This is a genomic window from Prolixibacter denitrificans (assembly GCF_003014495.1).
GTDB classification, from domain to species: Bacteria; Bacteroidota; Bacteroidia; order Bacteroidales; family Prolixibacteraceae; genus Prolixibacter; species Prolixibacter denitrificans.
This window is the reverse complement of sequence record NZ_PYGC01000001.1, coordinates 783,172-809,855: the sequence shown is the minus strand read 5'-3', so window position 1 is coordinate 809,855 and position 26,684 is coordinate 783,172. Positions and strand designations below refer to the sequence as shown.

The 26,684-nt window shown below is 45.4% G+C and carries 22 protein-coding genes and 2 tRNA genes; 10 read left to right on the top strand and 14 right to left on the bottom strand.

Going from position 1 to position 26,684, the window contains the following annotated elements; translation table 11 throughout:
- Positions 1 to 44 precede the first annotated feature (44 nt).
- The 5 genes from CLV93_RS03480 to queA all read left to right on the top strand — a co-directional run bounded on the left by CLV93_RS03480 (position 45) and on the right by queA (position 5,817).
- Positions 45 to 2,525, top strand: a complete 2,481-nt coding sequence (locus CLV93_RS03480; protein ID WP_106540749.1) for a YfhO family protein — start codon at positions 45 to 47, stop codon at positions 2,523 to 2,525.
- 21 nt (positions 2,526 to 2,546) lie between these two features.
- Positions 2,547 to 3,425, top strand: coding sequence for a cell division protein FtsX (locus CLV93_RS03475; protein ID WP_106540748.1), 879 nt, complete (start codon positions 2,547 to 2,549; stop codon positions 3,423 to 3,425).
- 33 nt (positions 3,426 to 3,458) lie between these two features.
- Complete coding sequence (locus CLV93_RS03470; protein ID WP_106540747.1) at positions 3,459 to 3,722, top strand: DUF3098 domain-containing protein; 264 nt, start codon at positions 3,459 to 3,461, stop codon at positions 3,720 to 3,722.
- 280 nt (positions 3,723 to 4,002) lie between these two features.
- Complete coding sequence (truB, locus tag CLV93_RS03460; protein WP_106540745.1) at positions 4,003 to 4,728, top strand: tRNA pseudouridine(55) synthase TruB; 726 nt, start codon at positions 4,003 to 4,005, stop codon at positions 4,726 to 4,728.
- Between the two features lie 39 nt (positions 4,729 to 4,767).
- Positions 4,768 to 5,817, top strand: a complete 1,050-nt coding sequence (queA, locus tag CLV93_RS03455) for a tRNA preQ1(34) S-adenosylmethionine ribosyltransferase-isomerase QueA (RefSeq protein WP_106540744.1) — start codon at positions 4,768 to 4,770, stop codon at positions 5,815 to 5,817.
- 79 nt (positions 5,818 to 5,896) lie between these two features.
- Here queA and CLV93_RS03450 read toward each other — a convergent pair whose 3' ends face one another.
- The 4 genes from CLV93_RS03450 to CLV93_RS03435 form a co-directional block, all read right to left on the bottom strand.
- Positions 5,897 to 8,200, bottom strand: coding sequence for a GH92 family glycosyl hydrolase (locus CLV93_RS03450; protein ID WP_246187185.1), 2,304 nt, complete (start codon positions 8,198 to 8,200; stop codon positions 5,897 to 5,899).
- Between the two features lie 192 nt (positions 8,201 to 8,392).
- A complete protein-coding gene (locus CLV93_RS03445) occupies positions 8,393 to 9,460 on the bottom strand; it encodes an ABC transporter permease (RefSeq protein ID WP_246187184.1) in 1,068 nt (355 codons plus the stop codon).
- A complete protein-coding gene (locus CLV93_RS03440) occupies positions 9,414 to 10,376 on the bottom strand; it encodes an ABC transporter ATP-binding protein (RefSeq protein ID WP_106540742.1) in 963 nt (320 codons plus the stop codon). The genes CLV93_RS03445 and CLV93_RS03440 overlap by 47 nt, the downstream gene beginning before the upstream one ends.
- Positions 10,377 to 10,379: 3 nt before the next feature.
- Positions 10,380 to 11,525, bottom strand: a complete 1,146-nt coding sequence (locus CLV93_RS03435; protein ID WP_106540741.1) for a COG1470 family protein — start codon at positions 11,523 to 11,525, stop codon at positions 10,380 to 10,382.
- 317 nt (positions 11,526 to 11,842) lie between these two features.
- On the opposite strand from CLV93_RS03435, the gene CLV93_RS03430 reads away from it, so the two are divergent.
- From CLV93_RS03430 to CLV93_RS03420, 3 genes are all read left to right on the top strand, one after another.
- Positions 11,843 to 12,415, top strand: coding sequence for a hypothetical protein (locus CLV93_RS03430; protein WP_146141942.1), 573 nt, complete (start codon positions 11,843 to 11,845; stop codon positions 12,413 to 12,415).
- A 16-nt stretch (positions 12,416 to 12,431) separates the two neighbouring features.
- Positions 12,432 to 13,103: a hypothetical protein gene (locus CLV93_RS03425; protein ID WP_146141941.1), complete on the top strand. Its 672-nt coding sequence runs from the start codon at positions 12,432 to 12,434 to the stop codon at positions 13,101 to 13,103.
- A gap of 154 nt (positions 13,104 to 13,257) precedes the next feature.
- Entirely contained in the window at positions 13,258 to 14,874 is a 1,617-nt protein-coding gene (locus tag CLV93_RS03420) for a sulfatase family protein (RefSeq protein ID WP_106540738.1), read from the top strand.
- 183 nt (positions 14,875 to 15,057) lie between these two features.
- On the opposite strand, the gene CLV93_RS20630 is transcribed toward CLV93_RS03420, so the two are convergent.
- The 3 genes from CLV93_RS20630 to CLV93_RS03405 all read right to left on the bottom strand — a co-directional run bounded on the left by CLV93_RS20630 (position 15,058) and on the right by CLV93_RS03405 (position 15,586).
- Positions 15,058 to 15,348 carry a GIY-YIG nuclease family protein gene (locus tag CLV93_RS20630; protein ID WP_106540737.1) on the bottom strand — a complete coding sequence of 97 codons (291 nt, stop codon included), beginning with the start codon at positions 15,346 to 15,348 and terminating at the stop codon, positions 15,058 to 15,060.
- 70 nt (positions 15,349 to 15,418) lie between these two features.
- A tRNA-Asn gene (locus tag CLV93_RS03410) sits at positions 15,419 to 15,492 on the bottom strand.
- Positions 15,493 to 15,512: 20 nt separating this feature from the next.
- Positions 15,513 to 15,586: transfer RNA gene (locus CLV93_RS03405), tRNA-Asn, on the bottom strand.
- A 192-nt stretch (positions 15,587 to 15,778) separates the two neighbouring features.
- Here CLV93_RS03405 and CLV93_RS03400 point away from each other — a divergent pair.
- Entirely contained in the window at positions 15,779 to 16,768 is a 990-nt protein-coding gene (locus CLV93_RS03400) for an adenosine kinase (protein WP_106540736.1), read from the top strand.
- Positions 16,769 to 16,835: 67 nt separating this feature from the next.
- On the opposite strand, the gene CLV93_RS20085 is transcribed toward CLV93_RS03400, so the two are convergent.
- Positions 16,836 to 18,413 carry a hypothetical protein gene (locus CLV93_RS20085; RefSeq protein ID WP_146141940.1) on the bottom strand — a complete coding sequence of 526 codons (1,578 nt, stop codon included), beginning with the start codon at positions 18,411 to 18,413 and terminating at the stop codon, positions 16,836 to 16,838.
- 440 nt (positions 18,414 to 18,853) lie between these two features.
- On the opposite strand from CLV93_RS20085, the gene CLV93_RS03390 reads away from it, so the two are divergent.
- Positions 18,854 to 19,897, top strand: coding sequence for a fibrobacter succinogenes major paralogous domain-containing protein (locus CLV93_RS03390; protein ID WP_170108854.1), 1,044 nt, complete (start codon positions 18,854 to 18,856; stop codon positions 19,895 to 19,897).
- A gap of 278 nt (positions 19,898 to 20,175) precedes the next feature.
- Here CLV93_RS03390 and CLV93_RS03385 read toward each other — a convergent pair whose 3' ends face one another.
- From CLV93_RS03385 to CLV93_RS20525, 6 genes are all read right to left on the bottom strand, one after another.
- A complete protein-coding gene (locus CLV93_RS03385) occupies positions 20,176 to 20,886 on the bottom strand; it encodes a DUF4386 domain-containing protein (RefSeq protein ID WP_106540733.1) in 711 nt (236 codons plus the stop codon).
- Positions 20,880 to 21,875, bottom strand: a complete 996-nt coding sequence (locus CLV93_RS03380) for an NAD(P)-dependent alcohol dehydrogenase (RefSeq protein ID WP_106540732.1) — start codon at positions 21,873 to 21,875, stop codon at positions 20,880 to 20,882. Before CLV93_RS03380 ends, CLV93_RS03385 begins: the two co-directional genes overlap by 7 nt.
- A gap of 229 nt (positions 21,876 to 22,104) precedes the next feature.
- Positions 22,105 to 23,313, bottom strand: a complete 1,209-nt coding sequence (locus CLV93_RS03375) for a serine hydrolase domain-containing protein (protein ID WP_106540731.1) — start codon at positions 23,311 to 23,313, stop codon at positions 22,105 to 22,107.
- 164 nt (positions 23,314 to 23,477) lie between these two features.
- Positions 23,478 to 25,274, bottom strand: a complete 1,797-nt coding sequence (locus CLV93_RS03370; protein WP_211297727.1) for a tetratricopeptide repeat protein — start codon at positions 25,272 to 25,274, stop codon at positions 23,478 to 23,480.
- Between the two features lie 107 nt (positions 25,275 to 25,381).
- Positions 25,382 to 25,930, bottom strand: a complete 549-nt coding sequence (locus CLV93_RS03365; protein ID WP_106540730.1) for a DUF7010 family protein — start codon at positions 25,928 to 25,930, stop codon at positions 25,382 to 25,384.
- Positions 25,931 to 26,004: 74 nt separating this feature from the next.
- Complete coding sequence (locus CLV93_RS20525; protein ID WP_106540729.1) at positions 26,005 to 26,676, bottom strand: CatB-related O-acetyltransferase; 672 nt, start codon at positions 26,674 to 26,676, stop codon at positions 26,005 to 26,007.
- Between the last annotated feature and the right edge of the window lie 8 nt (positions 26,677 to 26,684).

Here is a 26,684-nt window from a genome sequence, read left to right as displayed (position 1 = left end):
AAATATACTTTTGTGTATATGTGAAACGGTAACACGCAAAACTGATGAAGAAAATTTCCCGTAAAGCAGGATTACCCTACGTGGTCGCAATTCTGTTATTTTTTGTTCTGTCTCTGATTTATTTTTCGCCGGCAATCGAAGGCCAAAAGCTTGCCCAGCACGACAATTTCACCTACAAGGGAATGTCAAAAGAAATCAGGGATTATAACCGTTCGCACGATGATGTGGCTCTATGGACGAACAGTATGTTTGGAGGAATGCCTTCCTATTTGGTTGCCCTGCCCATCACGAAAACTATTTTCTCGCCATTGCATAAAGTAGTGACGCTTTTTAACCTGAATCCGTTCTATTTCCTTTTTCTCTATTTTGTCGGATTTTACATTGCACTGCTTTTGTTTGGAGTCGACCCGTGGCTCAGTATCATCGGGGCGATAGCCTTCGGATTTTCCTCATACGACATCATCATCATTGCGGCGGGGCACAACAGCAAAGCCATTGCTATTTCTTATATGGCACCCATTATCGGTGGACTTTATTACGCTTTTCGAAAAAACAGATGGAAAGGAGGCTTGATTATGGCCCTTTTCCTGGGATTACAGATATTTGCCAACCACCTTCAGATTACCTATTATACGCTCTTGTTGGTTTTGGTGTTGGGGGCGACGGAGTTGATAATGGCCATTCGGAGAAAAGAACTCGTTCCGTTTGCCATAACTGCCGGTGTGCTTGCACTTCTGGCATTACTGGCTGTCGGTGCCAACACAACCCGTTTATGGACAACATATCAGTATGGTAAGTATTCCATCCGGGGTAAGTCCGAATTGACCAACGATCAACATAATAAAACCTCTGGCTTGGATAAGGATTACGCCACAGCCTGGAGTTACGGAAAGGCAGAAACCTTTACCCTGATGATTCCGAACTTCAACGGAGGTTCATCGACCGGAGGTTTCGATACCAATTCCAAAACTTATCAAACACTGCGTCAGAACAATGTTCCGAACAGCCGACAAATTATAAAACAGCTTCCCGGGTACTGGGGACCGCAACCGTTTACTTCGGGGCCGGTCTATGTCGGAGCCATTATCTGTTTCCTCTTCGTTCTCGGTTTAATTTTAGTAAAAGGGCCGCTGAAATGGTGGCTGGTTGTGGCCACTGTTCTTTCGATTACCTTAGCCTGGGGAAAGAACTTCATGCCTTTGACCGATTTCTTCCTGAATCATGTTCCCGGTTACAATAAATTTCGAACAGTGTCCATGATTTTAGTGATTGCGGATTTCACGATTCCGTTGCTTGGATTTTTAGCGTTGAAGAAGTTGTTGAGTGGAGAAGTGAGCAAAAAAGAATGGCTTTATGCCTTCAAATGGGCTTTTGGTATCACTGCCGGCTTTTCATTGCTGTTTGCTTTAGTTCCCGGTTTGGCTGGAAACTTCTCAGGACCGCAGGATGCACAGCTGCCGGGTTGGTTGCTGGAATCGCTTCAGGAGGATAGGCAGGCTTTGCTGCGCAGCGACGCTTTCCGCTCGCTTATATTCATTGTTTTGTTCGCTGCAGTGCTATGGGGAACCTATGAGAAGAAAGTAACCAAGCGAAATGGGCTGGTCCTGATGGGCGTTTTGATCCTGATCGATTTCTGGGGAGTTGACCGCCGTTATCTGAACAAGGATAATTTTGTGACTCCTCGTCAGGCCAAACAGCATTTCACCGAGACGACAGCTGATAAAGAAATTCTAAGAGACACAGATCCCGATTTCAGGGTACTGAACATGACAGTGAGCACCTTCAACGATGCCACTACCTCGTATTATTTTAAATCCATTGGTGGATATCACGGGGCGAAGATGCGCCGTTACCAGGAGTTGATTGAATATCATCTGCAACACGAGATGCAGACGCTGGGTAGTCGCATGAAAGCGATGAAAAGCAACGCCGATATGGATTCCCTGTTTGTTGGGCTGAACGCCATCAACATGATGAATACCAAATATGTGATAGTGAATCCCAATGGCCGCCCGTTGAGGAACCCAATGGCGCTGGGACATGCCTGGTTGGTGAAAAACTATCGCATGGTGGATAATGCTGACCAGGAAATTGCAGCATTGAACATGATTAATCCGGCCGATCAGGCTGTCATCGATAAACGGTTTGCACCGGAAGTGAAGAATGTTCAGATTCAATACGATCCGGATGCGCAGTTGAAACTCACTTCCTATTCTCCTAACGAGGTTGATTATCACTACAAAGGAAAAAGCAAGCAGATGGCTGTTTTTTCTGAAATTTATTATCCGAGAGGATGGAATGTGTATCTTGATGGCAAGAAGGTGCCGTATTTCCGGACGGACTATGTGTTGAGAGGAATGGTATTGCCGGCTGGCGATTATGATATAAAATTCAAATTTCAGCCGGTTTCCTACCGAATGGGTAACACGATTTCGATGGCCAGTTCAGCCATTCTCCTTCTTTTGTTGTTAGGTTTGGGAGTAAAAGAATTCATGCGAAGAAAACAGGAAAACGCAGATTTGTAAATTCGAGCAGAGGGATAACATATGTCAAAGAGAAAGCCCAGAAGACTGAAACGACGATTATTTAGTTCGTATTTCACTACAACGTTGAGTATTTCCATGGTCCTGTTTTTGTTTGGACTGATGGGGTTGCTTCTGCTGAATGCCAAGCGGCTGTCCGACTACGTGAAGGAAAATATCGGGGTAACCCTGATTTTGAATGACAACGCCCGGGACGTAGACGTAATTCGTTTGCAGAAGAAACTCGATGCGACCGACTACATCAAATCAACGCGTTTTGTGGATAAAGCCACTGCAGCAAAGGAGCTGAAAAAGGAGTTGGGCGAAGACTTTGTCGATTTTCTGGGTTACAACCCGCTGCTTTCTTCTATCGATGTAAAGGTGTACGCCAGTTATGCCAATCCCGATAGTCTGGCACTGCTCGAAAAGAAATTTCTCGAATATCCCGAAGTGAAAGAGGTGCATTACCAGCGAAATTTGGTACGGCAACTCAATCGAAATGTGAATAAGCTAAGTGTCATACTGGCTGTGCTCAGTCTGTTGATGTTGGTGATTTTCATTGCACTCATCAACAATGCCATCCGGTTGTCAATTTATTCCCGACGCTTCCTCATTAATACCATGCAACTTATCGGGGCCACGCGCGGATTTATCCGAAGGCCCTTTATGTCGAAAGGGGTATTGCACGGCATTTACGGAGCTATTATTGCCTCCATCATGCTTTTAGGTTTGGTTTTTTCTTACCAGAAAGAATTAAAAGCGGTGATTAATTTTCAGAATATGGAAACCATGGGCATCCTGTTGGGGTTAGTATTCGTGCTGGGTATCCTGATTTCGGGGATATCGACTTTCTTTGCCGTTAACAAATTTTTGCGGTTGAAATTTGATGAACTTTTTTATTGATATTACTTTTGCCTTTTAGTAAAATTCGATACAATGGCCAAAAATTCGGAAAAATTAAAGGATCAGGGATTCGCGTTGGGGCGACAAAACTACCGTTTACTCGTTGTTGGTTTTCTGATCATCGTGGTAGGATTTATCCTGATGGTAGGTGGGAAAAGCGACAGCCCCGATGTGTTCAATCCCGACCAAATATTCAGCTTTCGCCGGATAACACTCGCTCCTATGGTGGTGCTCTTTGGGTTTCTTTTTGAAATCTACGCCATCATGAAGAAGACGAAATCCGAAGAAGAGGCTTAATCATATTTTTTAAGGCAGAGACGAAGAGTGTAATCCTCGTTTCTGCCTTTCTTATCTGGTTCCGGTAAATATCCCGAAAGCACTTGAGTGAAGCGGGAGTTGCCGGATGTTTTGTCATGGTACATAGGCGCTGAAAAGGCGTATTGAGGCAATACGGATATAGCATTTATGACCATTATTTTGCACGCAATTGTGCAGTCTTTGAGATAATTGCTATTTTTGTCGGCTGATATTCAGTAAATTATTGTTAACTCCGGCATTTTTGTGAAGTAAACCGAACATGGCTGAAGAGGCGAAAGTATTTGATTTTAAGGGAGGAGAAATTCTTGTTTTCGATAAACCACTCGAGTGGACCTCATTCGATTTGGTGCAGAAAGTAAGGAATAACCTTTGCCGGAAAATGCGTATAAAGAAGTTGAAAGTAGGACATGCCGGAACGCTTGATCCCATGGCAACGGGCATTATGGTGCTGTGTACCGGAAAGGCAACCAAAAAAATTGAAGAACTTCAGGCGGGAGAGAAGGAATACATTGCAACGCTGAAACTGGGAGCTACCACTCCTTCGTTCGATTTGGAAACGAAGGAAGATGCCACCTTCGAAACCGGGCACATTACGGAAGAATTATTCCGGGAAACCGTACAGAAATTTATTGGAACTATCGAGCAGGTTCCACCTGAATATTCAGCAGTAAAAGTTGAGGGTCAGCGGGCTTACGATCTGGCGAGAAAAGGAAAATCAGTTGAACTGAAACCGAAAATTCTTGTTGTAAAAGAGATCGAGGTACTGCAGTTTGCTGAGACCGAAGCCAAACTTCGCATTGTATGCGGAAAAGGCACCTACATCAGGGCGCTGGCAAGGGATATTGGTCAGGCATTGAACAGCGGAGCTTACCTGATAGGCTTACAACGAACCCGCGTGGGGGATTTCACGCTGGAAAACGCGCAACAAATTGAAGAATTTCTCGAATCGTTGAAAGAAATAACGATTGCTGAGGAGTCGAAATAGAAAAAGGTTCATCAAATTCCACATAAATTGTAATCTTCTATGAAGTTATCAAAGTTTAAGTACAATCTTCCTGAAAATCTCATTGCTTTGCATCCGGCACAAAACCGTGATGAATCGCGGATGATGGTTTTGCATCGTGAAACCGGAGAGATCGAGCATAAAACCTTCAAAGATATTATCGACTATTTCGATGATGAGGATGTGATGGTATTCAACAATACCAAGGTTTTCCCGGCAAGGTTGTATGGTAATAAAGAGAAGACAGGCGCGCAAATCGAGGTATTCCTGCTTCGCGAGCTGAATCGCGAGCAGCGGTTATGGGATGTGCTGGTTGATCCGGCGCGTAAAATCCGTATTGGAAACAAATTGTATTTTGGCGATGACGACCTGTTGGTTGCCGAAGTAATCGACAATACCACTTCCCGCGGACGTACACTCCGCTTTCTGTACGACGGTCCGTACGAAGAATTCAAAAAGACTCTTTACAGCTTGGGTGAAACACCGTTGCCCAAATTCATCGATCGGCCGGTTGAAGAGTCGGATGCCGAACGTTATCAAACTATTTTTGCCAAGCATGAAGGAGCTGTTGCGGCACCGACCGCTGGTCTGCACTTCAGTCGTGAATTGCTGAAGCGTTTGGAGATTAAAGGCGTCGATTTTGCTGAGATTACATTACACGTGGGACTTGGTAACTTCCGTAGCGTCGATGTGGAAGATTTGACCAAGCATAAAATGGATTCAGAGCAAATCTGGATCAACGATAAAGCGGCCAAGCAGGTGAATGGTGCCAAGAAGTCGAAGCATCGGGTTTGCGCAGTAGGTACGACCGTGATGCGGACACTCGAAAGTTCGGTTTCAACGATGGGTACCCTGAAGCCGTATGAGGGCTGGACCAACAAGTTCATCTTCCCGCCTTACGAATTCAGCGTGGCCGATTCAATGGTTTCCAATTTCCATCTACCGCTTTCTACCTTGTTGATGATGGTAGCTGCTTTTGGCGGGTACGATAAGGTGATGAATGCTTACCAGGTAGCCATTAAAGAGAAATATCGCTTCGGAACCTACGGAGATGCCATGTTGATCATTTGATCGAAATATAAGCTTAAAAACAAATAAAAAGAGGATGTCAGTTACGGCATCCTCTTTTCTTTTTTTCTGAAGTCAGATTTTATTTCTTATCGGAAAAGGAGTAAGGAAACGAATCGGGTTGTGTTCCCCGTGTTTTATTGGGCTGATTTCCCATCTCAAACTTGATTTCCCCGCCTTTTTCAATGGCTTCGTGTGTCAGATAGTTCTTGTCGTACGTTTGACCATTCAGCAATGCTTTCTCGATATACACGTTTTTGTGGCTGTTGTTATCAGCTACTACCGTGAAGGTATTCCCGTTCTCCAGTTTCAGGGTTATCTTCTTAAAGAGCGGGGAACCGAGTACATATTGGTTACTTCCGGGCGCCACCGGATAGAATCCCATTGCTGAAAATACGTACCATGCCGAAGTCTGTCCGTTGTCTTCATCACCGCACAAACCGTCGGGATTAGGCGTGTAAAGTTTGTCCATTACATCGCGTACATGCATTTGTGCTTTCCAGGGTTGCCCCAGGTAATTGTACAGGTAAATAGCATGCTGGATGGGTTGATTTCCGTGTGCATACTGTCCCATGTTGGCAATCAGCATCTCGGTGATTTCGTGAATCTGAATGCCATAATACGAATCATCGAACGTGGGGCGGGTTGTGAAAACTTCATCCAAACGCTTGGCCATTTTTTCCCTATTACCGAAAAGCTTCGCCAAGCCAGCCGGGTCTTGAAATACGGACCAGGTATAATGCCAGCTACATCCTTCGGTAAAGGCGTCTCCCCATTTGTCGGGACGGAAAGGCGACTGGAATGTTCCGTCTTCATTCCGGCCCCGCATGAAATCTACCGACGGGTCGAATACGTTTTTGTAATTCATTGCCCGTTGAGCGAATAGCTTAATCTCTTTCTTCGGACGGTCGAGCGCATTGGCCAAACGCCAGATACACCAGTCGTCGTAAGCATATTCCAGTGTGCGGGCGGCATTTTCATTAATACCAACATTGTAAGGAATATAGCCCAGCTTGTTGTAGTAATCGGCTCCGTAACGGCCAACCGAATGCACCGGTCCGACGCCTTTCGTGTTTTTCAGGATGGCGTCGTACAGCGTATGGATGTCGAATCCGCGAATTCCCTTCATGTAAGCATCAGCAATGATGGAAGCCGAGTTGGAACCAATCATACAGTCACGGTGTCCCGGACTGGCCCATTCGGGCAACCAGCCACTCTCTTTGTACGTGTTGACCAGCCCCTGCATCACCTGTGAATCATGTTCCGGGAACATCAGGGTGAAGAATGGGAAAACGGCCCGGAAGGTATCCCAGAATCCGTTGTCGGTAAACATATAGCCTTTTTCCACCTTCCCGTTATACGGACTGTAGTGCACAATCTCGTTGTTGGCATTCAGCTCGAAGAACTTGCGCGGGAAGAGCATGGTGCGGTACAGCGCAGTGTAGAACGTGCGGTATTGGTCAACCGTTCCGCCTTCCACGCGGATGCGGTTCAATTGTTTGTTCCATGCCTGGTAGGCTTTCTCCTTCACCTGATCGAAGGAGTCGTTCCCAATTTCCCTCTGCAGGTTCAGCTCGGCCTGTTCCGGGCTGATGAAGCTCGAAGCTACTTTCGCATTGACTTGCTCGCCTTTTTCCGTTTTGAACGTAATAACTGCGCCTACATGTTCCCCTTCGGCTTCAGTCGATCCTGGCGAAAGCTTCAGGCTGTCTTTCCAGGTTCCGGCGACCGTAAAAGGTTTGTCGAAATAAATGACAAAATAGTTGTGGAAATTGTCCGGTACGCCACCGTGGTTATTCCGGCAATAGCCGATAATTTTCCGCTCCTGCGGAATAATTTTCACCATCGAACCCATGTTGAAAGCGTCAATCAGCACGCGTGACGAGTCGGATTGCGGGAACGTAAAACGAAAACGGGCAGCCCGGTCGGTGGGTGTGATTTCGGTGACGACATCGTAGTCGGCCAGGTAAGCGCGGTAGTAATCGGGGCGGGAAATTTCCGCCTTGTGCGAATACCACGATGCACGCTTGGCTCCGTCGATGATCACTTTTCCCGTTTCCGGAAAGATGGAGAAAGCCGCGTAATCGTTAATCCACGGACTGGGTTGATGGGTTTGTTTAAAACCCCGGATTTTCTTGGCCTGGTACGTGTAGCCCCAGCCGTCGCCCATTTTTCCGGTTTGCGGCGTCCAGAAATTCATTCCCCATGGCAGGGCAATGGCCGGATAGGTGTTTCCGTTCGACAACGAGAAATCCGATTCGGTTCCCAGCAACGGATTGACATATTTGACCAGGTTTTCGCCCAGGGGCACATCTTGTGCCTTACTGACTGTAGTTTGCCCAAGCAAACCTGCAGCCAGCAGCATACTTAGAATAATTTTCTTCACGATTCTCTGAAATTTGGTTACGCTTTCAAAGATAAAAATTTAGTGCAGCTACACGGTTAAAAAGTGGGGAAATGCTTGGTGATGGATACTTCGCAGGGAAATAAAAAAGGCAAGCTGTCCGATCAACGAACGGACGACTTGCCTTTGGTCGTATCTTCTTCCCGGCAGGAAGATGACACTAGCGGAGTTTAACTATCTGGAACGGATTTCTTTTCGCATAAAGAAAACGTACGAAAGAGCGAAACAAACTACCGTGATGGCGATAATGGCTGTTAGCTGCGGCCATACCAGCAGCAGACTTTGTCCCAACGGAAGGGGGCTCGGTATGGTTCCGTGTACCTGCTCCATCGTGAGCGGTCCAAGGCTGCGTACCGACGGCATTAGCAATGTTGTGGTGGCTTCACTGAACAGTTGGCTCGGTGAGAGGCGCATCAAATCCAGTATAAAATTCCGGTGAGCAACGATGTAGCGCTCCGGTGCCATTTCGGGGGGCATGGTCGCCCGGGCAATCAGCTTTACAATCAGGTTGTAGAAAATGCTGAAGAAGAGCCAAACCGAAATTCCCGCCAAAGCGGAAGTGGCTGCCTGCCGGAACCGGACCGAAAACAGGATGGACAGATTCAGCCACAAGGCTACGTAGAAGATACTGAGTACGATAAAGAATACGATGCGCAGAAATTCTTCGGGCGTAGGCGGAATGCCGATGATGACCAGTCCGAGGCCCATAACGAGGAAACCCAGAGCAAAGAACATCACGCTGATGACCGTTATCGACGCCATGAACTTGGCATTGATCAGGTAGTCGCGGTGAATGGGCTGTGCCATCACGCGGCTCAATGTTCCTCTGTTCTGCTCCGAATTGATGGCATCAAAACCAAGGCTGATACCTAATAGCGGCCCAAGGAAGCTGATGAATACGAAAAATGACGGTAACGTTCCGTCTGAAATGGTGAACAGTTTCAGAAAGAAGAACGCATTGTCCGGATCGCCGGGTTTCACCGCGTGACCGATGTTGGTCAAAGCCGTATAAAGCGAACCGAGGCACGTTAGCACGATGATGCCAATCAGAATTTTGAAACGCCAGCTACGCACCAGGTCCGAAATCTCTTTGTCGACAATCACCCGGAAGGGATGCATGCCCACATCTTTGCGGGGAGTGAGTCCCAGTTTGCTGAGCCACGGCTCTTTGGGTTGTTGTATCTGTTTTGCTATGTCACTCATGAACTTCACCTCCTTCGAAATAGCGGTTATAAATGTCATCGAGGCCGTATTCCTTCTTGCGCAAGAAAGCCAATTCGGAACCCGATGAGACAATTTCCCTGGCAATGTCAGCCGTGGCATCGCGGGAACATCCCACGTAGAACGTATGATCTTTTTGCGAAACCGAAGTAACTCCGTCGATGTCTTTCAGAATTTCTTCCAGACCATTTCCGTTGTTTTCCTTTCCGGAAGAATTGACGCCTGCCTCCACAACGAACGATTCGGTGGAAAAGAGTTTCTGCGAAAGCGATTCAATGTTCCCTTCGGCAATCAGCTTACCGCTGACAAACAATCCCACCCGGTCGCAAACTTGCTGCACCTGATGCAAATTGTGTGAAGAAAACAAGACCGTGATACCTTCTTCCTTGCTGAGTTGGACAATCAACTCGAGGAACTCGCGGATTCCGGTCGGGTCGATGCCTGAGGTTGGCTCATCAAGGATGATGACTTCGGGCGTTTTGATGAGCACTTCAGCCAAACCGAGCCGTTGCCTCATTCCGCGCGAATATTTCCCGGTTTTCTTCTCGGCTTGTTCGGCGAGACCTACGCGGGCTAACAGTTCCCTGGCCCTGGCTTCGACGTCTTTTTCCGGGATACCGTTCAGCCGGGCGATGTATTTTAGGTTCTCCATTCCGGTCAGATCGGGGTAGAAGCCCACATCTTCCGGAAGGTAACCGACACGCCTTTTCACCTCAATCGGGTTTTCGGTGGAATTGATGCCACAAACTTTCACCGAGCCGGAAAATGGCTCCGTAAGTCCCAGCATCATCAGGATGGTAGTCGACTTTCCCGCGCCGTTGGGCCCGAGTAAGCCAAATACCTCACCCTTTTTCACCGAAAGGTTTAAACGATTGACGGCTGTGAACGATCCGTATTTTTTGGTCAGATCGACCAGCTCGATAATGTTTTCAGCCATGTATTACCTCCTTCCATATTTGCGGAACAGATAAAACACGCTTCCGAGCGCTAAGAGGATAATGAAAACGCCAATCCATCCCCACAACATAGGTGTTTTGACAGTGACACGTAACTCGGCTTTGGTTCCTACTTCCGGTGTTTTTGCTTCGATTTTGGTGACATAATCACCGGCGATTGCCTTCTTGGAAGCCTGGATAGTAGCCATCACTTTAGTGGCGTGGCCCGCTTCGAGGTCGATAATTTTTTTCGGATCGAAAGTAACTTTCCAGTCGGTTGGCTGTGTTACATCGAAGTTGATGTCTTTCAGATCGGATGAACCGGTATTTTGGACCAGGAATTCAACCTGTTTTTGGTCGCCGGCAGTGATGTCGGTGCTGAGCAGGCCGGTGGGCGTTGTCAGGTCCATGTTAAATGTTCCGGTAATCACCACTTCGAGCGCAATTTCGGCGGAGGTGGTTCCGGAAGAAGCTGTTACCGGAATTCGGTAAGTTCCGGCTTTCACTTCAGACGGCGGTTTTATCTGGATGGTAATATCTTTTGATTCGTTAGGAGCGATGTTGACTGATGCGACTTCTTTGTAGCTGGCTTTGATAGTGACGTTCCATCCACGGGGTGCATCAGCTTTGATGGCGTAGAGTTGGTTGTCGGCGGTACTGTTTTTCAGCTTGGCTTTAAACGTAAACGATGCCTTCGAGTTCCCTTTCATATTGGGTTGGTCGGTAGTGAACTCGGTCTGGTAGGTTCCTCGTTTCGAAACCACCACATTCAGCAAGAGCGAAGTGTATCCGCCGGCTAACACTTTAAAATGATAGCTGCCTTTGTTTATTTTCAGCGGTACATCTACTTTCAGGGAAAGCTTCTCTTTTTTTCCCGGAAGGACAGAGATTTGACTGATTTTCCAGCCACCCGATTTCAATTGGCTATCCCATCCACGGGGCATTCCTATCACCTTGACGGGCATGGTTTGAATCTGGCTGGTGTTGTTGATAACCTCGATGTTGTAATTAATCGTTTCTCCTGGTGGAACGGAAATGCGGGTGTAAGGGGTGTACAACTCGACGCCGGTTCCGGCGGCATAGGTTCCGATGAAAACCAGTTGAAACAGAAGAGTTAATGATAAACTTAACCATTTAGTGCGGGTAGACATAAAAGAATCCTCCAATGTTTTTTAGGTGATTTATTATTCGGAGGCTAAGTATAAGATTAACTTTATTAAACTTTTGTTAAAAAATTTAATTAAATCCTAATAAACGTTTATTAGAGCTGCTTTTCAGCATATAGAATGAAAGTATACGGATAAGATGGGAATAATATCCTTTCTTAAAAAAAGCGGTATTTGCAATGTTTAGCGTGCTTGCATTTCATGTTACTTAACAATATTTTTACAGGTAACCTTTTCCTTCAGAAAAGAATAAAAGAACAGAACCACTAACGAAATCTAATTATTTAACTAAAGTTTGTTTCATGAAAAAAATGGGAGTTGCTCTCCTTTGCCTTTTTACCTTATCCATTTTTCAATCCATTGCTCAGAATAGTGAAACCAGAATTCCGGCTTTTCACCGGGTCGATTTTATTTCGCCGGGTTACCGCTATGAATTTCCGCTTACGGGCAGATTCACCGGAAGTGCAGGTTTTGAAACCACACCGTATTACACGGAAACAAGCGCCTATCTCAGCCATTTGTTGCATTTTCAGGCTAAAGCGTTTTACCTGTTACCGTACGTAGAAACCGGTGTGCAATGGCGCTATTCCGACGCGCGACGTATCCGGATGAATAAAAGTATCCGCCATCACATCGGATCGTATGTGAATTTGTCGGGGCGTTATTATGTGGAAGCGTTGAATATTCCACTGTACCGCGAGAATGTGGATGGAATTTATTCCGGTGGCTTTACATGGCGACTGACTTGGGGCATTCGTCGTCCCGTGGGCGACGCTGTTATCTGGGATTTATTCACCGGAATTGAAAGCAATATAGGCGACCGCGTTATGTCGGGCGGTTTGATTCTGGGTGTTCGTTTAGGATTGGTACTATAAACGAAGAGGCTGACCAATGAGAATGTTGTTTTATATTATTGTCCTACTTTTTTGTTCACTGACAGTTCAGGCCCAGTGGCACGATCAGCCCAACAACCTCATCCTGTCATATGGAATTGACCAGAATGCCGTGGATGATTTGAATTCGGTTTTTGGTGGATTGGGACATGAGTTTTTTCCATTGTCGTTTATGGGGCTCCAGGTCGACGGGAAAATTGGACGAATGTGGGACATTGAGTCGCTATCGGATTGGGATGGAGAATGGTTTAAAATTGGTGATTACAATATCTCGGCCACGTATTCCATTCTTTCGGCCACACCCCGACTTTACCTGGTATTGCAGGACGATGAAGATGGTTTTTGGGCGCTGTTTATGGAATACAGTGTCGGCACCTGGCGCATGTGGGGAGACGGTCGTTTTCAGGATCCGGAAGGGAATTCGTATTCGGGTTTGGGTGATACCGGATTCCAATATTTTCAGGGAATGGCATTAGGAGTTCGGGCGCGCTTATCACATCGGGTTTCCAGTATGCTTTCTCTGGGAGGGAATAATATCAGCTACAATAAATACATAAACAGTATTCAGTTTAATACTCCGACGGAGATAGAGCGTCCGGGTTTAAGGGGAGCTCTTATCATCGGTGTTGGTTTGTCTATTAGTATGTGGCCGGAAAAGAAGAAGCATTGAGTTCTTTCTCAGCGGGTCAATCGTAAAAAAGCAGGTGAGGATACGTCTCCGGCAGGTAAGATTTTTATATTTGTTAGGGAGATACGGTTTTAGGGGAATAGGAAACCGTATCCGGCAACCTGAATCGAACGACACAAACCTTAACGATATCCAAATGAATAATCACCTGACACACGCACTCGCCCTGCTGACAGTAGGAGCGGCTGCAACCGCCTGCACGCAGAAGGCTCCCAAACCGCAACGGCCCAACATTATCTACATCATGAGTGACGACCATGCTTACCAGGCCATTAGTGCGTATGATTCGACCCTGATTAAGACGCCCAACATCGACCGGATTGGACATGAAGGGGCTATTTTTTCCCACGCCTTTGTCACCAACTCACTTTGTGCGCCGAGCCGGGCCGTGATGCTGACCGGTAAACACAGTTTCATTAACGGCAAAGTAGACAATGTCCAACGGTTCAACTGGGACCAGGAAAGCTTTCCGAAGTTGTTGCGGCAATCGGGTTACCAAACTGCCCTGGTCGGTAAAATCCATCTCGACGGAACGCCGCAGGGCTTCGATTATTCCGCTGTTCTTCCCGGCCAGGGACATTATTACAATCCCGATTTTATAATCAATGGGAAGGAGGAGCGGATTCCGGGCTATGTAACGAAAATTACCACCCGGCTGGCACTCGACTGGCTGAAAAAACGTGATACCAGCAAGCCGTTTTGTTTACTTTTCCACGAAAAGGCGCCGCACCGCGAGTGGATGCCTGAAGAAAAGTACTACAAGGAATACACGGAGAAGGAGTTTCCGGAGCCGGCTACCTACCATGATGATTACAGTGGCCGGGGAACAGCCGCCCACGCTGCTGAGATGCGGGTCTACCGCGATCAGAACTGGTCGGGTGACGATAAACTCTATCCGGAGGTGATGGATAAACTGGGTCTGAAAGATCCGACCAACTGGGGCCGCAATGCCTTCAAACACAATGTTGGCAGGATGGATTCCGCGCAAAAGGCTGCCTGGGATTCGGTATACCGTCCCATGAACGAAGCCTTCGAAAAAGCGTATCCGAACATGAACGAGCAACAACTGGCACACTGGCGTTACGAGCGTTACCTGCAGGATTACCTGGCGTGTGTTGCCTCGGTGGATGATGCCGTGGGCGAATTGCTCGATTATCTCGATAAGAGCGGCCTGGCCGACAATACCATCGTGGTTTACACTTCCGATCAAGGAATGTATTTAGGCGAACACGGCTGGTTCGACAAACGTTTCATGTACGAGGAATCCTTCCGGACACCACTACTAATGCGTTATCCGAAAGAGATCAAGCCAGGGACTAAGATTGACCAGTTGGTACAAAACCTTGATTTTGCTCCGACGTTCCTCGACTATGCGGGTGTGAAAATTCCGAAGGACATGCAGGGTATGTCGTTCCGTAAGTTGGTTGATGGGCAGAGTTCTGAATGGCGCGATGCGATCTATTACACCTACTATGAATATCCGTCAATTCACATGGTGAAACGGCATTACGGTGTCCGGACTAACCGGTACAAACTCATGCATTTTTACTACGATATCGACGAATGGGAGCTCTATGATTTGGAGAAAGACCCGCATGAAATGCATAGTGTGTATGGCGATCCGGCTTACGCCGATGTGCAGAAAATGATGCACGAACGGTTAACCGAGTTGCGTCAGAAATATGGTGATTCGGATCAGCTCGACAAGCATTATCTTGATGCTTACCTGGAAGCGATTAATAAGCATGAATAGACAAATCGTATGATTATAAAATAAAAAAGGGTGCCATGTGGCGCCCTTTCTTTTTTCAAGTCGAGTAATGTCTACAAAAAAGCCGGTCGTCTCTGACCAGCTTTTCAGCTCCCCAGGTAGTCCCGATGGACTTCGGGAGAACCTACTACCTACGGATTAATCCCGACGTACGTCGGGACCGCTCTAACCAACTGAGCTGAACCTTGCAATTAATCGGTCGATCGAATTTCGTTCAATAATGTCTTCAATATATTTTCTGTTTTTCTGTCTTTTGATATGTTTTTCAATCTTGAGAGCGGCCGTGCGTGAATGACCAACCTCAAATGCAACTTTTAAACGCCAGGGACGGTGTTTGCTGGTAAAACTATTTTCTGACAGATAATTGTGCTCTTCTAATCTACGCTCCACATTATCTGTAGAACCAACATAATAGATATCTGAGGAGGGAGAATACAGGATGTAGATGTAAAACATTTTTACTTTAATGCATTGAAAATGTTAAGGTGCAAAAAAAGCCGGTCAGAAATGACCGGCTTTTTTTCAGCTCCCCAGGTAGGACTTGAACCTACGACCTACGGATTAACAGTCCGCCGCTCTAACCAACTGAGCTACTAGGGAAAATATTTTCCTTAAAAGTGCTCCCCAGGTAGGACTTGAACCTACGACCTACGGATTAACAGTCCGCCGCTCTAACCAACTGAGCTACTAGGGAATTTTTTTATCGGTTTTTAACCAATGTTTGCTGTGCGAAGATAGTTGTTTTCGGCTCGCAAACTATTGTTTTCACCGGATTTTTTTAAGAACATTCCTTCAACGTTTTCGTCAAAGGCGTTGCAAAAATAACAGGTTTTCCTAAAAACTAAAATATATTTGTGAAAATTTTAAAGTCAAAAAACAGCACAATATGCATAACGTTGATTATCCGAAAATCCTGGGAATAGGCAATGCCCTGGTAGACATTATGACTCTTCTAAGTGACGAATCCACTCTGCAGGAATTTGGACTTCCGAAAGGAAGCATGACCCTGGTCGGTCGCGAATTATCAGAGAAGATGCAGGAAAAGACAAATGGTTTTGAGAAAAAGATAACTACCGGAGGTTCAGTAGCCAATGCCATGAATGGTGTAGCTAATTTGGGCGTTCCCTGTGGCTTTGTCGGATCCGTTGCCGAGGATGACATGGGACGTTTCTTTGAATCGAAACTTGAAGAAAACCGGATTGAGCCGTTTCTGAAGAAGATGGATACCCGCACCGGTAGGGCTGTGGCCCTGATTACCCCGGACGGAGAACGAACCTTTGGAACCTACCTTGGAGCTGCGGTTGATATGGGAGCTGACGACGTTGATCCGAAAGTATTTGAAGGATTTGACTACTTCCTGATTGAAGGCTATTTGGTACAGAATTATGCATTGATTCTCGAAGCAGCCAGAAAAGCCAAAACAGCAGGTTTGAAAGTGGCACTCGATTTGGCCAGCTACAATGTCGTGGAAGCAAATCTTGAGGTACTGAATGACTTGGTCGATAATTACGTTGACATTTTGTTTGCCAACGAAGAGGAAGCAAAAGCATTTACCGATAAAGAGCCGGAAGAAGCGTTGGATGCGATTGCATCACGCTGTGATATTGCCGTTGTAAAGGTGGGGAGTAAAGGTGCTTTCATCAAACAAGGAACCAGCAAATGGCACATTCCTGCTAAAGGAAACAAAGTAGTTGATACAACCGGAGCCGGTGATTTCTTCGCAGCCGGAATGCTCGCTGGTATATCGAAAGGATACGAACTGGAAAAAGCCGGTCGCCTTGGTGCGCTTTTGGCAGGCCGGATTATCGGCGTTGTTGGAGCGCAACTGGATGCAGAAGCCTGGAATGAGATTAAAGCGGCAGAAGCCCAGTTGTAAACTTAAACTCTGCAAAAGAAATAAATTAAAAAAGCCGGTCAGAAATGACCGGCTTTCTTGCATCTTTTTATTTCCTGCGTCCAGATCTTCGACCCGAAGATGATCGGGAATGACTGCTCTTAGTGGTCGCTTTGGAACTTCGACTGTTCGAGCTGCGACTACTTCTAACGCTTGAGCTTCTGCTGCTGGAGCTACGACTGCTCCTGTGTGAAACGCTTGAATTTCTGTTGCTTGAGCTATGACTTCTGGACGACACCCTTGGTTGACTGGAAGAACTTCTTGAAACAGAAGATCTCGATGACACATTGGGCTTCCGGTATGAACTTCTTGAACTCGAAGACCGGGAGGACACCCTTGGTTTCGAAGATGACCTGTTTGAATAAGTCGTGCGTGATTGCGTTGGTCGCCTGTAAGTCCGACCAACAGTAGATGACCTCGACGATCTGCTTCTGTTTATTGTCGTTTTTTGCGGCGCATGTCTTTGGGTGCTTACCGAAGAACGTGTGCCGCTTCCGTATGATGAACTGTTCCTGCTTCGACTTTGAGATACGCCGTTATTACCTCCCTGGTATGGATTTGTGGTGGATCTTCCGGAGCGTATTGTTGACGATCTTCGTGTGTCTACGGATCTCCTGTTGGCAGAGGAATTGGTCGGTGTCCGCGACGGGGTACCTGAAACCGTTCGTCTTCCGGAATTTGAATGGGTATTGTAAGTTCTTCTGTTGCTTACAGACTGGCCGCTGTTCGTTCTTCGGTAATGTGAGTTGTCCGTTCGATATCCCGTGCTTCTTCGGGCTGTTCTCCTGTATATTTCGTCACCTCTTCTTCTCAGGTCCGGGCGTGAGTAGGTCGATCTATAGTTTCCTCTCCTGATTCTGACGTTCACTTGTGGAGAGTGTGCCCGCACATGATTGTAGTAGAAATTGTGATAGCGATGGTACCGATAATGATTCCAATGGCGATAATGGGCATAATAGTAATGGTCAAAGTGACTGTGATAGCCAAAGTAAGTATGCCAGTAGTATGGGCGCCACGGATTCCAATAGGAAGGATAATGTCCCCATCCCCAGACGGAATGCCAGCGAACATAACCGGGACGATAGATAAACCGGATGATGGGCCAGAATGCAACCTGGTAGGTCGTGACGGTAACCGGTGCCGGAGTTGCTATAACTGTAGTATTACCCATGTACCCCGGGTTGGGTGTTTCCTGACTGTCGGCATAAATGGGTTCAACAATGTAGTTTTTGCCGTAAAGCGCTTCGTCACCAATAAGCTGTATCCGCGCTGTCCCGTCGTCGAAGCGTTGAACTGTGAAGACAGCTATGTCTTGTGTTTCATTCCTGTTGAGTTGAGTTCTTAAAACGATGTTATGAACGTCTCCGTCAACATAATCAACCACCGAAATGTAGTCAACCAGGTTGTCCCCATTCAGGTCGAGATTATTGATATGTGAATTGGGGTCGTTCAGGCTTCTTTCAAAAGCTTCCAGCGTTTCTGACTCCTGGAATAATTTCATGGTAGCATAGAGGTTCAGGTTGTCACCCGGCAAACCCAGGTACTCATCCGGATAATCTCTTGCTGTTGCAATGCCTGTTATTAGGGTGAGGATTGCAAGGACGGATATGATAATTGTTTTTTTCATAGCTGTAGGTATTAAATGAGCTGTTTCTGATACAAAGAATGCAAAACCCGTACCATTAATTCGGTGTGTTGTTAACTTCTTGATAGACACAAAGAAGGATAGTTTTGTTTTCATCCTGGATATCCCGTTTTGGGATTTGGAGTAACAACCAAATTAAGATGGTCCCGGGTAAGTCAACAATGCCTGTTTTTATCATGCGAAAGGCAGAAAGATTGAGTTTCACCACGAAAGCCGGAACCGGGTTACTTTTTTTTCCGCTAAAAAAAGACTAAATTGTCTGATATCTCCTTCTGAATTTTCTTTAATACTAGCATCGTAATGCAATTATATCACCCGAGTAGACACCAATTTTATATTCTTAATAAACTTAATAGGACATGCTTAAAAATTTCACATTCACAAAAATGGAAAAGAAAATTCAGATCCGTCGAAAAGGTTTTATGGGACGCATAATCCCCATTGTTCTAATCGCTGTTTTGTTCTCAGTAACATTCCAATCCTGTCAGAAGGATGAAAGTATCTTAAATGCAGCTCCGGGGGGCCAGTTAAAAAGTGCCTCCATCTCTACCGTATCTCAGAGTTCATCTATCTCTACTGTGCTTATCACCAACTTGATTTCGAAGATTAATGGTTATGTAACCAAAGGAGAACTGCAATCCGGAATTGCCAATGCCCTTGTCTCAAAGCTTAAAAATGTAATTAAAAGTGTTGATAAAGGGAATGAGAAGCCTGCAATGAATCAACTTCAGGCAGTAATTAACCAGGTTGATGGATTGGTAGGTTCGGACACTATTGATACAACAATCGGTAACGGAATTATTTTCGATATCCGGGCATTGGCGGGTGAAAACCCAACGTATACCGACCCGAGAGATGGCAAAGTATATAAAACGATAAAAATCGGCGACCAGATTTGGATGGCTGAAAACCTGGCCTACCTGCCAAGCGTAAATTCTTTAATCCTGTCTGGCACCAAGCCTTATTATTACGTAAATGGTTACTGGGGAACGAATACAGCCGATGCCAAAGCAACCGATAATTATAAAACCTACGGTGTTTTATATAACTGGCCGGCTGCCAAAACAGCCAGTCCCGAAGGATGGCACCTGCCAAGTGATGCAGAGTGGACACAACTTGCGAATTATCTAATCGATAATGGATATGGTGTATATAAAGACATTTATATTGCCAAAGCCTTAGCAGCTACGACCAGCTGGTGGGGCTCGCGTATTAATGCTACAATTGGATACGATTTGTCATCCAATAATTCTTCTGGTTTTACGGCTCTTCCGGGCGGTGGTCTCTTAGGGCATGCTTTAATCCGCCCTGGGCAGGCTGGTTTCTGGTGGAGTGCTACTGAGTCAACAGCTTCAACCGCCTGGTCCCGAACTTTGAGATACGTTAAAGCGACATTAATCCGGTCCACTCAGGATGAGTACAAGGATAAGTGGATGGGATTTAGTGTTCGTTGTATCAGGAATTAATTTAGCTATTCGATTATTCCGATTTATTTGATAAAATCCGAACAACCAAAAAGAGTCACAGAGCTTATGTTCTGTGGCTCTTTCATTTTTCAATGATTGTTGCTGTTGGAGCATCTGGATTAAAAGCGATCCTATATTATTTGTCGAAATAGTAGCAAAACCATTGGCCAATCCTTGATTCAATTTGCTATATCCGTTTATCGGATAAAACGGACGAAGGTGTGCCAATTATTTAGTTCGAAAAACGATCATTTTGTTTTCAGGACCTTGAATTTTAGTTAACTGTTTTGAAAGGCTTCATTTATTTTCATTTTTGGTTTTCCTCCCCGAATGATCAGCCACACGGCAAAGCCAACTTCTCCCAAAGCCATGGGTAAACTGAGTATCGTTTCAGCGGTTTTTATCTGGCTATCGAACTGGGGAAAACCTATTTTCGAGCTGTGAATCGTGATATACGACAGGGCTGCAAGAATCAATAAAACTCCCCAGGAAGAATGAATGGCTTTTGATTGGAGTGCAAGAAAGCCCAGTAACAACAGATGAAATCCAAAGATGATCAGTCCAAACGACCAGGTACTTTCAAAGGATTTCAGGAAAGACAACATTTGCTGGCCGGCCAGTTCCGGTGCGATTCCCGCCTCCCCGTTTATGATTCTCAGTATACTGATGAGTTTGAAAACGGCTCCGCCCAAAAAGGCAGCATAAATAAGCCTTAAGATGGCAGTGACTTGAGAAAGAAGCTGATTTTCATCTTTGAAAAACTTATAGAGAGCCCAGGCAACAACAACATCACATAACAGGATGAAATGCCACCCGACAATTTCTGTCCGGAAAAGCCATGTGGAAGCTTTGAGATTGCCAATTGTGGTTTCAGAATGATTTGGAACGACCAGGGAATTGTGAATGTAGCCATAGGTAAATGCGGCAACAGCGGCCATTATCAAAATGGCGATACCTGCTATCTGCGCGGAATTTCTCTTGCTTACCATAACGAATCATTTTCCGGTTGCACAATGATGACAACATTTCCCTTTTTGTGTCCTGAAGCGATATAAGTATGGGCTTCAGCCACTTTTTCCAGCGGATATTGCCGGTCAATCACCGTTTTCAGCTTTCCTTCCTGGAAAAGGGTGACCAGATCGGTCAGTTGCTTTCGCAAATCTTCGTCGGAACGAAGCCCGGTGGCGCTGAATTTTGCTTTCTTTTTACTGAAGAGTGATGTCCATATCATTTTCAGCAACAGCGAGAATTTCAGAACAGGCGATACATACAATCCTGATTCCGAAAGAATGTTTTTGCTTTTCGAATAGGAACTTTTTCCAACGGTATCATAGACTACATCGTACGTTTTGTCGGCTTTGGTGAAGTCTTTTTTCGTATAGTCAATCACAAAGTCAGCTCCCAGCGATTTGACCAGGCCGACGTTTCGCGTGCTGCAAACTCCGGTCACTTCAGCACCCATGTATTTGGCAATTTGCACAGCTGCTGTTCCCAGGCTCCCTGATGCCCCGTTAATCAGTACTCTCTGTCCCGGTTTGATTTGGGCAATCTCTTTCAGGAAGTTCAGGGAAGTGAGGTGTCCGTCGCAGAAGGTGGCTGCATCAGTGAAACTCAGGTTGTCAGGCTTGTGCAGAATGACACCTTTTTCAGGGATGGTGAAATATTCAGCGTTGGTGCTAAACCCAAGCGTGGTTTCACCAAAGACTTCGTCACCCGGTTGGAAACTTTCTACTTTTTCGCCAACCGCTTCCACGACACCGGAAAAACCGGTTCCGGGAATGGGATGCTTAGGCTTGGTTAATCCGGTCACCAGTCGACCGAAATAAGGTTTGCTGGTCCGCATCATACCATCGGCGGTTGTAACCGAGGAGGCGTGTACTTTTACCAATACCTCGTTTTCTTTGGGTTGAGGTTTGTCCACCTGCTGTAGTTTCAGCACATCCGGTGCTCCGTAGCCTGTGGCAACAATTGCTTTCATGGCTTCTTTATTTTGATTTGTTTTTCTGTTCATTATCAATGAAGTGATGATGCAAATGTAGGGGAGCTATTTCTGGCGGAAGTTCGGGATTGCTGTGCAGAAGTTCAGAATTATAATTGTGGACTCAATGGTCTGATATTGGCGGTAAGGAATAGTTTTCCCGGTAGGAAAAAGAAAACCTCGTGGCGCTGGTCACGAGGTTTTGTATGGAAGATTATAGAATTCTAAGTCAAATCTGTTCTGCTGCATGCCATAGGTCACCTTCGTTGTAGTACTCCAGCGAATTTCCACAGTGAACGATGATAATGTTTTTGTCAGGAATGACATAGATATTTTGGCCGAGATTTCCATTGGCGAAAAAATGAAAGGTGGAATCGCAATTGGTGTTTCCCCACCACTGATAGGAATAATAGGTGTGTTTGCATCCTTTCCCTAGCCAATCCGGGTAAATATCCCGCGGAATGGATTTGTTCTCCCGAGTAGATGATACCACCCAATCCTTTGAGATAATTTGTTGGCCGTTCCAGTTGCCATCATGCAGGAAAAGGCGACCAAATCGGGCATAATCAATGGCTCGGGCAATTAACCGACTAGGCATATATTCAAAGCCCGATTTTTTGCTGTCGATGGAAAACAGCGCATCGTATTCCATGATTCGTGACCACAATTTTTCCTGGAGGTAGGCTGATACTGTTTTGTGGGTGGCGCGCTCGATAATTAATCCCAGGTAACTGGTATTGTAGTTGCAATATTGAAATGATTTTCCCGGTTCACGGGCAATGTCTATCTTCTTCAACAGTAGTTTCCGAACGTTGGGATGGTAATAACCAACCGCTTCATCGTGCCAGGGAAGGTGAATGTGGGTACCGGGAAAATATCCCTCGAAGTAGTTTAAGCCCGAACGCATCTCCAGCAAATTTTTGATGGTAATCTTTTCGAAGCGGGGATCACGTTCTTTCAGCTCAGGAATATATTTTGTCATCGGGTCATCAACACTTGAAATCAAACCATCATCAATGGCCGCTCCGATGAGAAACGAGATAAATGATTTGGCCATTGATTGCGAATGAAAGTAAGAATCGCGGGAAAAACCGTTGAAGTATTTCTCATACAGAATGGTGTCTTTTCGGATGAAGATCAACGCAGTGGTTTGCGATTTTTGGGCCCACTCGTCGAATGTTTTAAAGCCGGAGTTTTTGACCCGATCGTTAAACAACGATTCCACATAATCTTCATCCAACTTTTTAGCAAAATGGAAAGTGTCTTGTGAGCCTTCAATTTTCCGGTTCTCGAAGTTTTTGTAGTCATACACATCCGCCACATTCATGGTAATTAACCGGTACATGTAGGTGGGCGAATACATAATGGAAAGAACAATCAGAGCGGCTAAAATCAAAACAAGGGGTGTCAGCAGAATGATCTTAATGGCCTTTTTCATAAGTTTTTATTTTCTGAGATTTAATTTATTGCTTTTCGATATGATTTTCAATGAAATCATGACGCAAATGTAGGTGAGACGCACAGGATAAGGGTTCGCAATTATAATTGTGAACCTAAAAGTGTGATTTATTCTGTCTGTGTGGGAAAAGAGAAGGGAGTAGGCTAACTGTTCTGTTTCAGGAATTCCTTTGGCGTCATCCCGGTTTCTTTTTTGAAATAGGTGTTGAAAACAGTTTTCGAGTTGAACCCACTCTCATAGGCCAGACCAATTAGTGAAATATGGCTGTTATCGGGATCGAGAGCCAGTTTTTTGAAATAGTCAATCCGGTAATGATTGATAAACTCGTTGAAGTTTTTGCCCATCCGTTCGTTGAGTAACCACGATAATTTGTTGGGATGTATATCGACCTGTTCAGCCAGCATGCGCAGCGAAAGATTGGGAACCAGAAAGGGTTCTTCTTCATCGATGAACCGCATTAAACTCTCCGTGTAGGCGTCGGCTGTATCTGCATCCAGCAGCGGCGGTTTTTTACCAGACTTATTCTCAAAAAGAGCGGGTTGATGATAAAGCTTTTGTCTGTATTGTTCGTACCGTGGGTCTTCTTTGATAAAGTTGTTCAGCGGGTCAGTATAATTCAGCAGTATAACGGAGGACTTGATTTTCATTGCGTCATCCAACCACGAGAATGCCTCGTCGGCTTTTCGCATGCAGGCGTACGCCATAAACAGGTAGGAGTGTGCCTGGAAAGAAGTCGGTTTTTGCGCTTCCTGTTTTAGCTGCTTGAAATATTTTTCCGCTTCTGCCTGGTCTTTTTTCAGAATATGTGACAGGGCAATTACTCCCAGACGCTCGCCAGGAACGACAATTTCTTCCGGCATTTTTCCGAGGAAATCGAGTGCTTCGTCATATTGTCCGGTTTTCAACAAGCAATAGCTACGGACAATGTAGGCCGGAATGTTATTGGGATTTTTCTCCAGTGCCTCATTAAACAACATTAGGGCTTCGGAATAATTCTCATTCCGGTAATGGAAGTAGGCTCGGTAAAACAAGGTTTCCTGCGAAAGCGGGTCGATGTCATGCGCAATTTCCAGATGTTGTTTGGCCTTTTCCATTTGGCCGGAAATCATGTACAGCAAGGCCACAAATTGTTGTGCTTCCGGATAATTGTGCTTTAGCTCAATTGACTTTAATGCGTGTTGAGCTGCTTCATGAAAATTGGCGTCATAAAAAAAAGAGACGTTGGCAAAAAGGTAATGCACTCCGGCATGTTGAGGGTCCAGTGAATACGCTTTATCAGTATAGCCAAGCGATTTTTCCCACGCCTCCTTGCGGGGCATCAATTCGGTTACGGCAAAAAAACTGTAAGCATCGGCCAGTCCTACGTACGAGTCGGTATGATTCGGATCGAGAGCGATGGCTTTTTCATAGAGTTCGATTGCGGTCCGGGCATCTACCGGGTTCCATTTGTTGAAATGGTACCGGGCTTTTAAAAAATATTCATAGGCATCAATACTCTCAGTTTTTTTCCCGACAAGGTGATCCTGAATCTCCAGGTGGCCATATTGTTCCCGGAGCTTATCGGCAATTAACAGACTGATTTCATCCTGAATTTCAAAGATATTCTCCATTTTCCGGTCCCATGTTTCCGACCAGAAATGAAAATCTTCCTCTGCATGGATTAACTGCGCAGTGATACGAACAGTATTAGCCGCCAGGCGCACACTTCCTTCCAGGATGGCAGCGACATTCAGGTCTTTGGCAATTTCCCTTACGGGGACATGTTTGTTTTTGAAGTAAAATGAAGAAGTCCGTGAAGTGACTTTCAAGTGTTCAATCCGTGCCAACGCGTTGATTATTTCCTCGGTGATTCCATCACTGAAATATTCAATTTCTTCACTGCCACTCATGTTCACAAATGGAAGTACAGCAATCGTTTTGTCTGGCACATTTCCCTTCACTACACAAAACTACGAATTTAAATTGTTGTACCTGCCATTTGCGAAACGGGCCACTCTCATCGAGAGCGCTTTGCAGCAACTTTTTCTTTGTTCTACACGATCGTTTGTTAACCTTTTTTCCGGTTCTTTAGAATGAACAGGGTGATGATGTAGATGAGCACGATGGCAAATGGAATGGCTACGAACCGGTATTCCGGAAGCAAATACCAAAGAGCAACGACGAGTACTGTCCGGACGACCGAGTGAAAGATTCCCACCCAATGTTTGATCATCCACGAAAACGGCACCCACATCAATCCGGTGAGAATTCCAATGGTCATAGGTAACGAAGTGTAATCGATCAGGAAGAAGGGAATGGCGATGGAATAAACCAAAACAGCTTGTCCAACGGTCAGCATGAAAAGCGTATCAAATTCGTTTTTGGGTTTGGTTTTATCGAGGAAATTTTCGCCGGTGAATTTTGAAATGAACATAGCCATGTAAACAATGCTGCCGGTGCTGATAAACAGTACCCAAACGGTAATGACGGGCGGCATTGTCATTCCGGCAATCCCGGTAATGAGCCAGGCAATCAACCCGGCGATGGGAGTTGCCAGAAATTTTCGGGAAGCAAATTCATTTCGTTGTTCTTCAAGGGTTCTGGTTAGGGTTTCCATTTCTTTTATTCTGTTTTTGAAGGTTAGTTTTCTTATTATTTAAAGCGTTCGGTTTTTTTGTTAACTATCTAATTCTAGAGTCTGATGTTGTATAGCTTTTTGATATCAGAATTTAGAATAGCTTCCAGGTTTTGTTCGATTTTTTCCACATCCCAGTTCCACCATTTCAATTCAAGAAGCTTTTCAATCGTTTCTTCAGAAAAGCGTTTTTTAATCGCTTTAGCAGGATTTCCTCCCACAATGGTATAGGGCTCAACATCTTTAACAACCACGGAACGTGCCCCGATAATTGCTCCATCGCCAATAGTAACTCCCGGCATAATAATGGCTTCCATTCCAATCCAAACATCGTTGCCGATATGTGTATTTCCTTTCCTTCCGGGAACCTGGAACATCGCTTCTATTTCTTTTGCGGAGGTTTCAGGCGTCATCATGAAGTTGTTAAACGGGAAAGTGGAAAATCCGTTCATGTTATGATTCGCTGAACTGGTGATAATCCTTACACCATGAGCAATCTGACAGAATTTTCCAATAACCAGCTTTTCTGGACTTAAAGGAAAAAGATATGGCGCCAGAAAAGAGGCATAATCTTCCAGCACTTCAAAATGACCGAAATAACTAAAATCACCAATTTCGATTTGTGGATGATCAATGACCTGATTTAAGTGAACTACGGTTTTTATTTCAGTTCCATCAGGCATTACCATTGGATATTTTTTTTGTGGGTCCAGCAGTGTTTTTTTCATTTGATTTT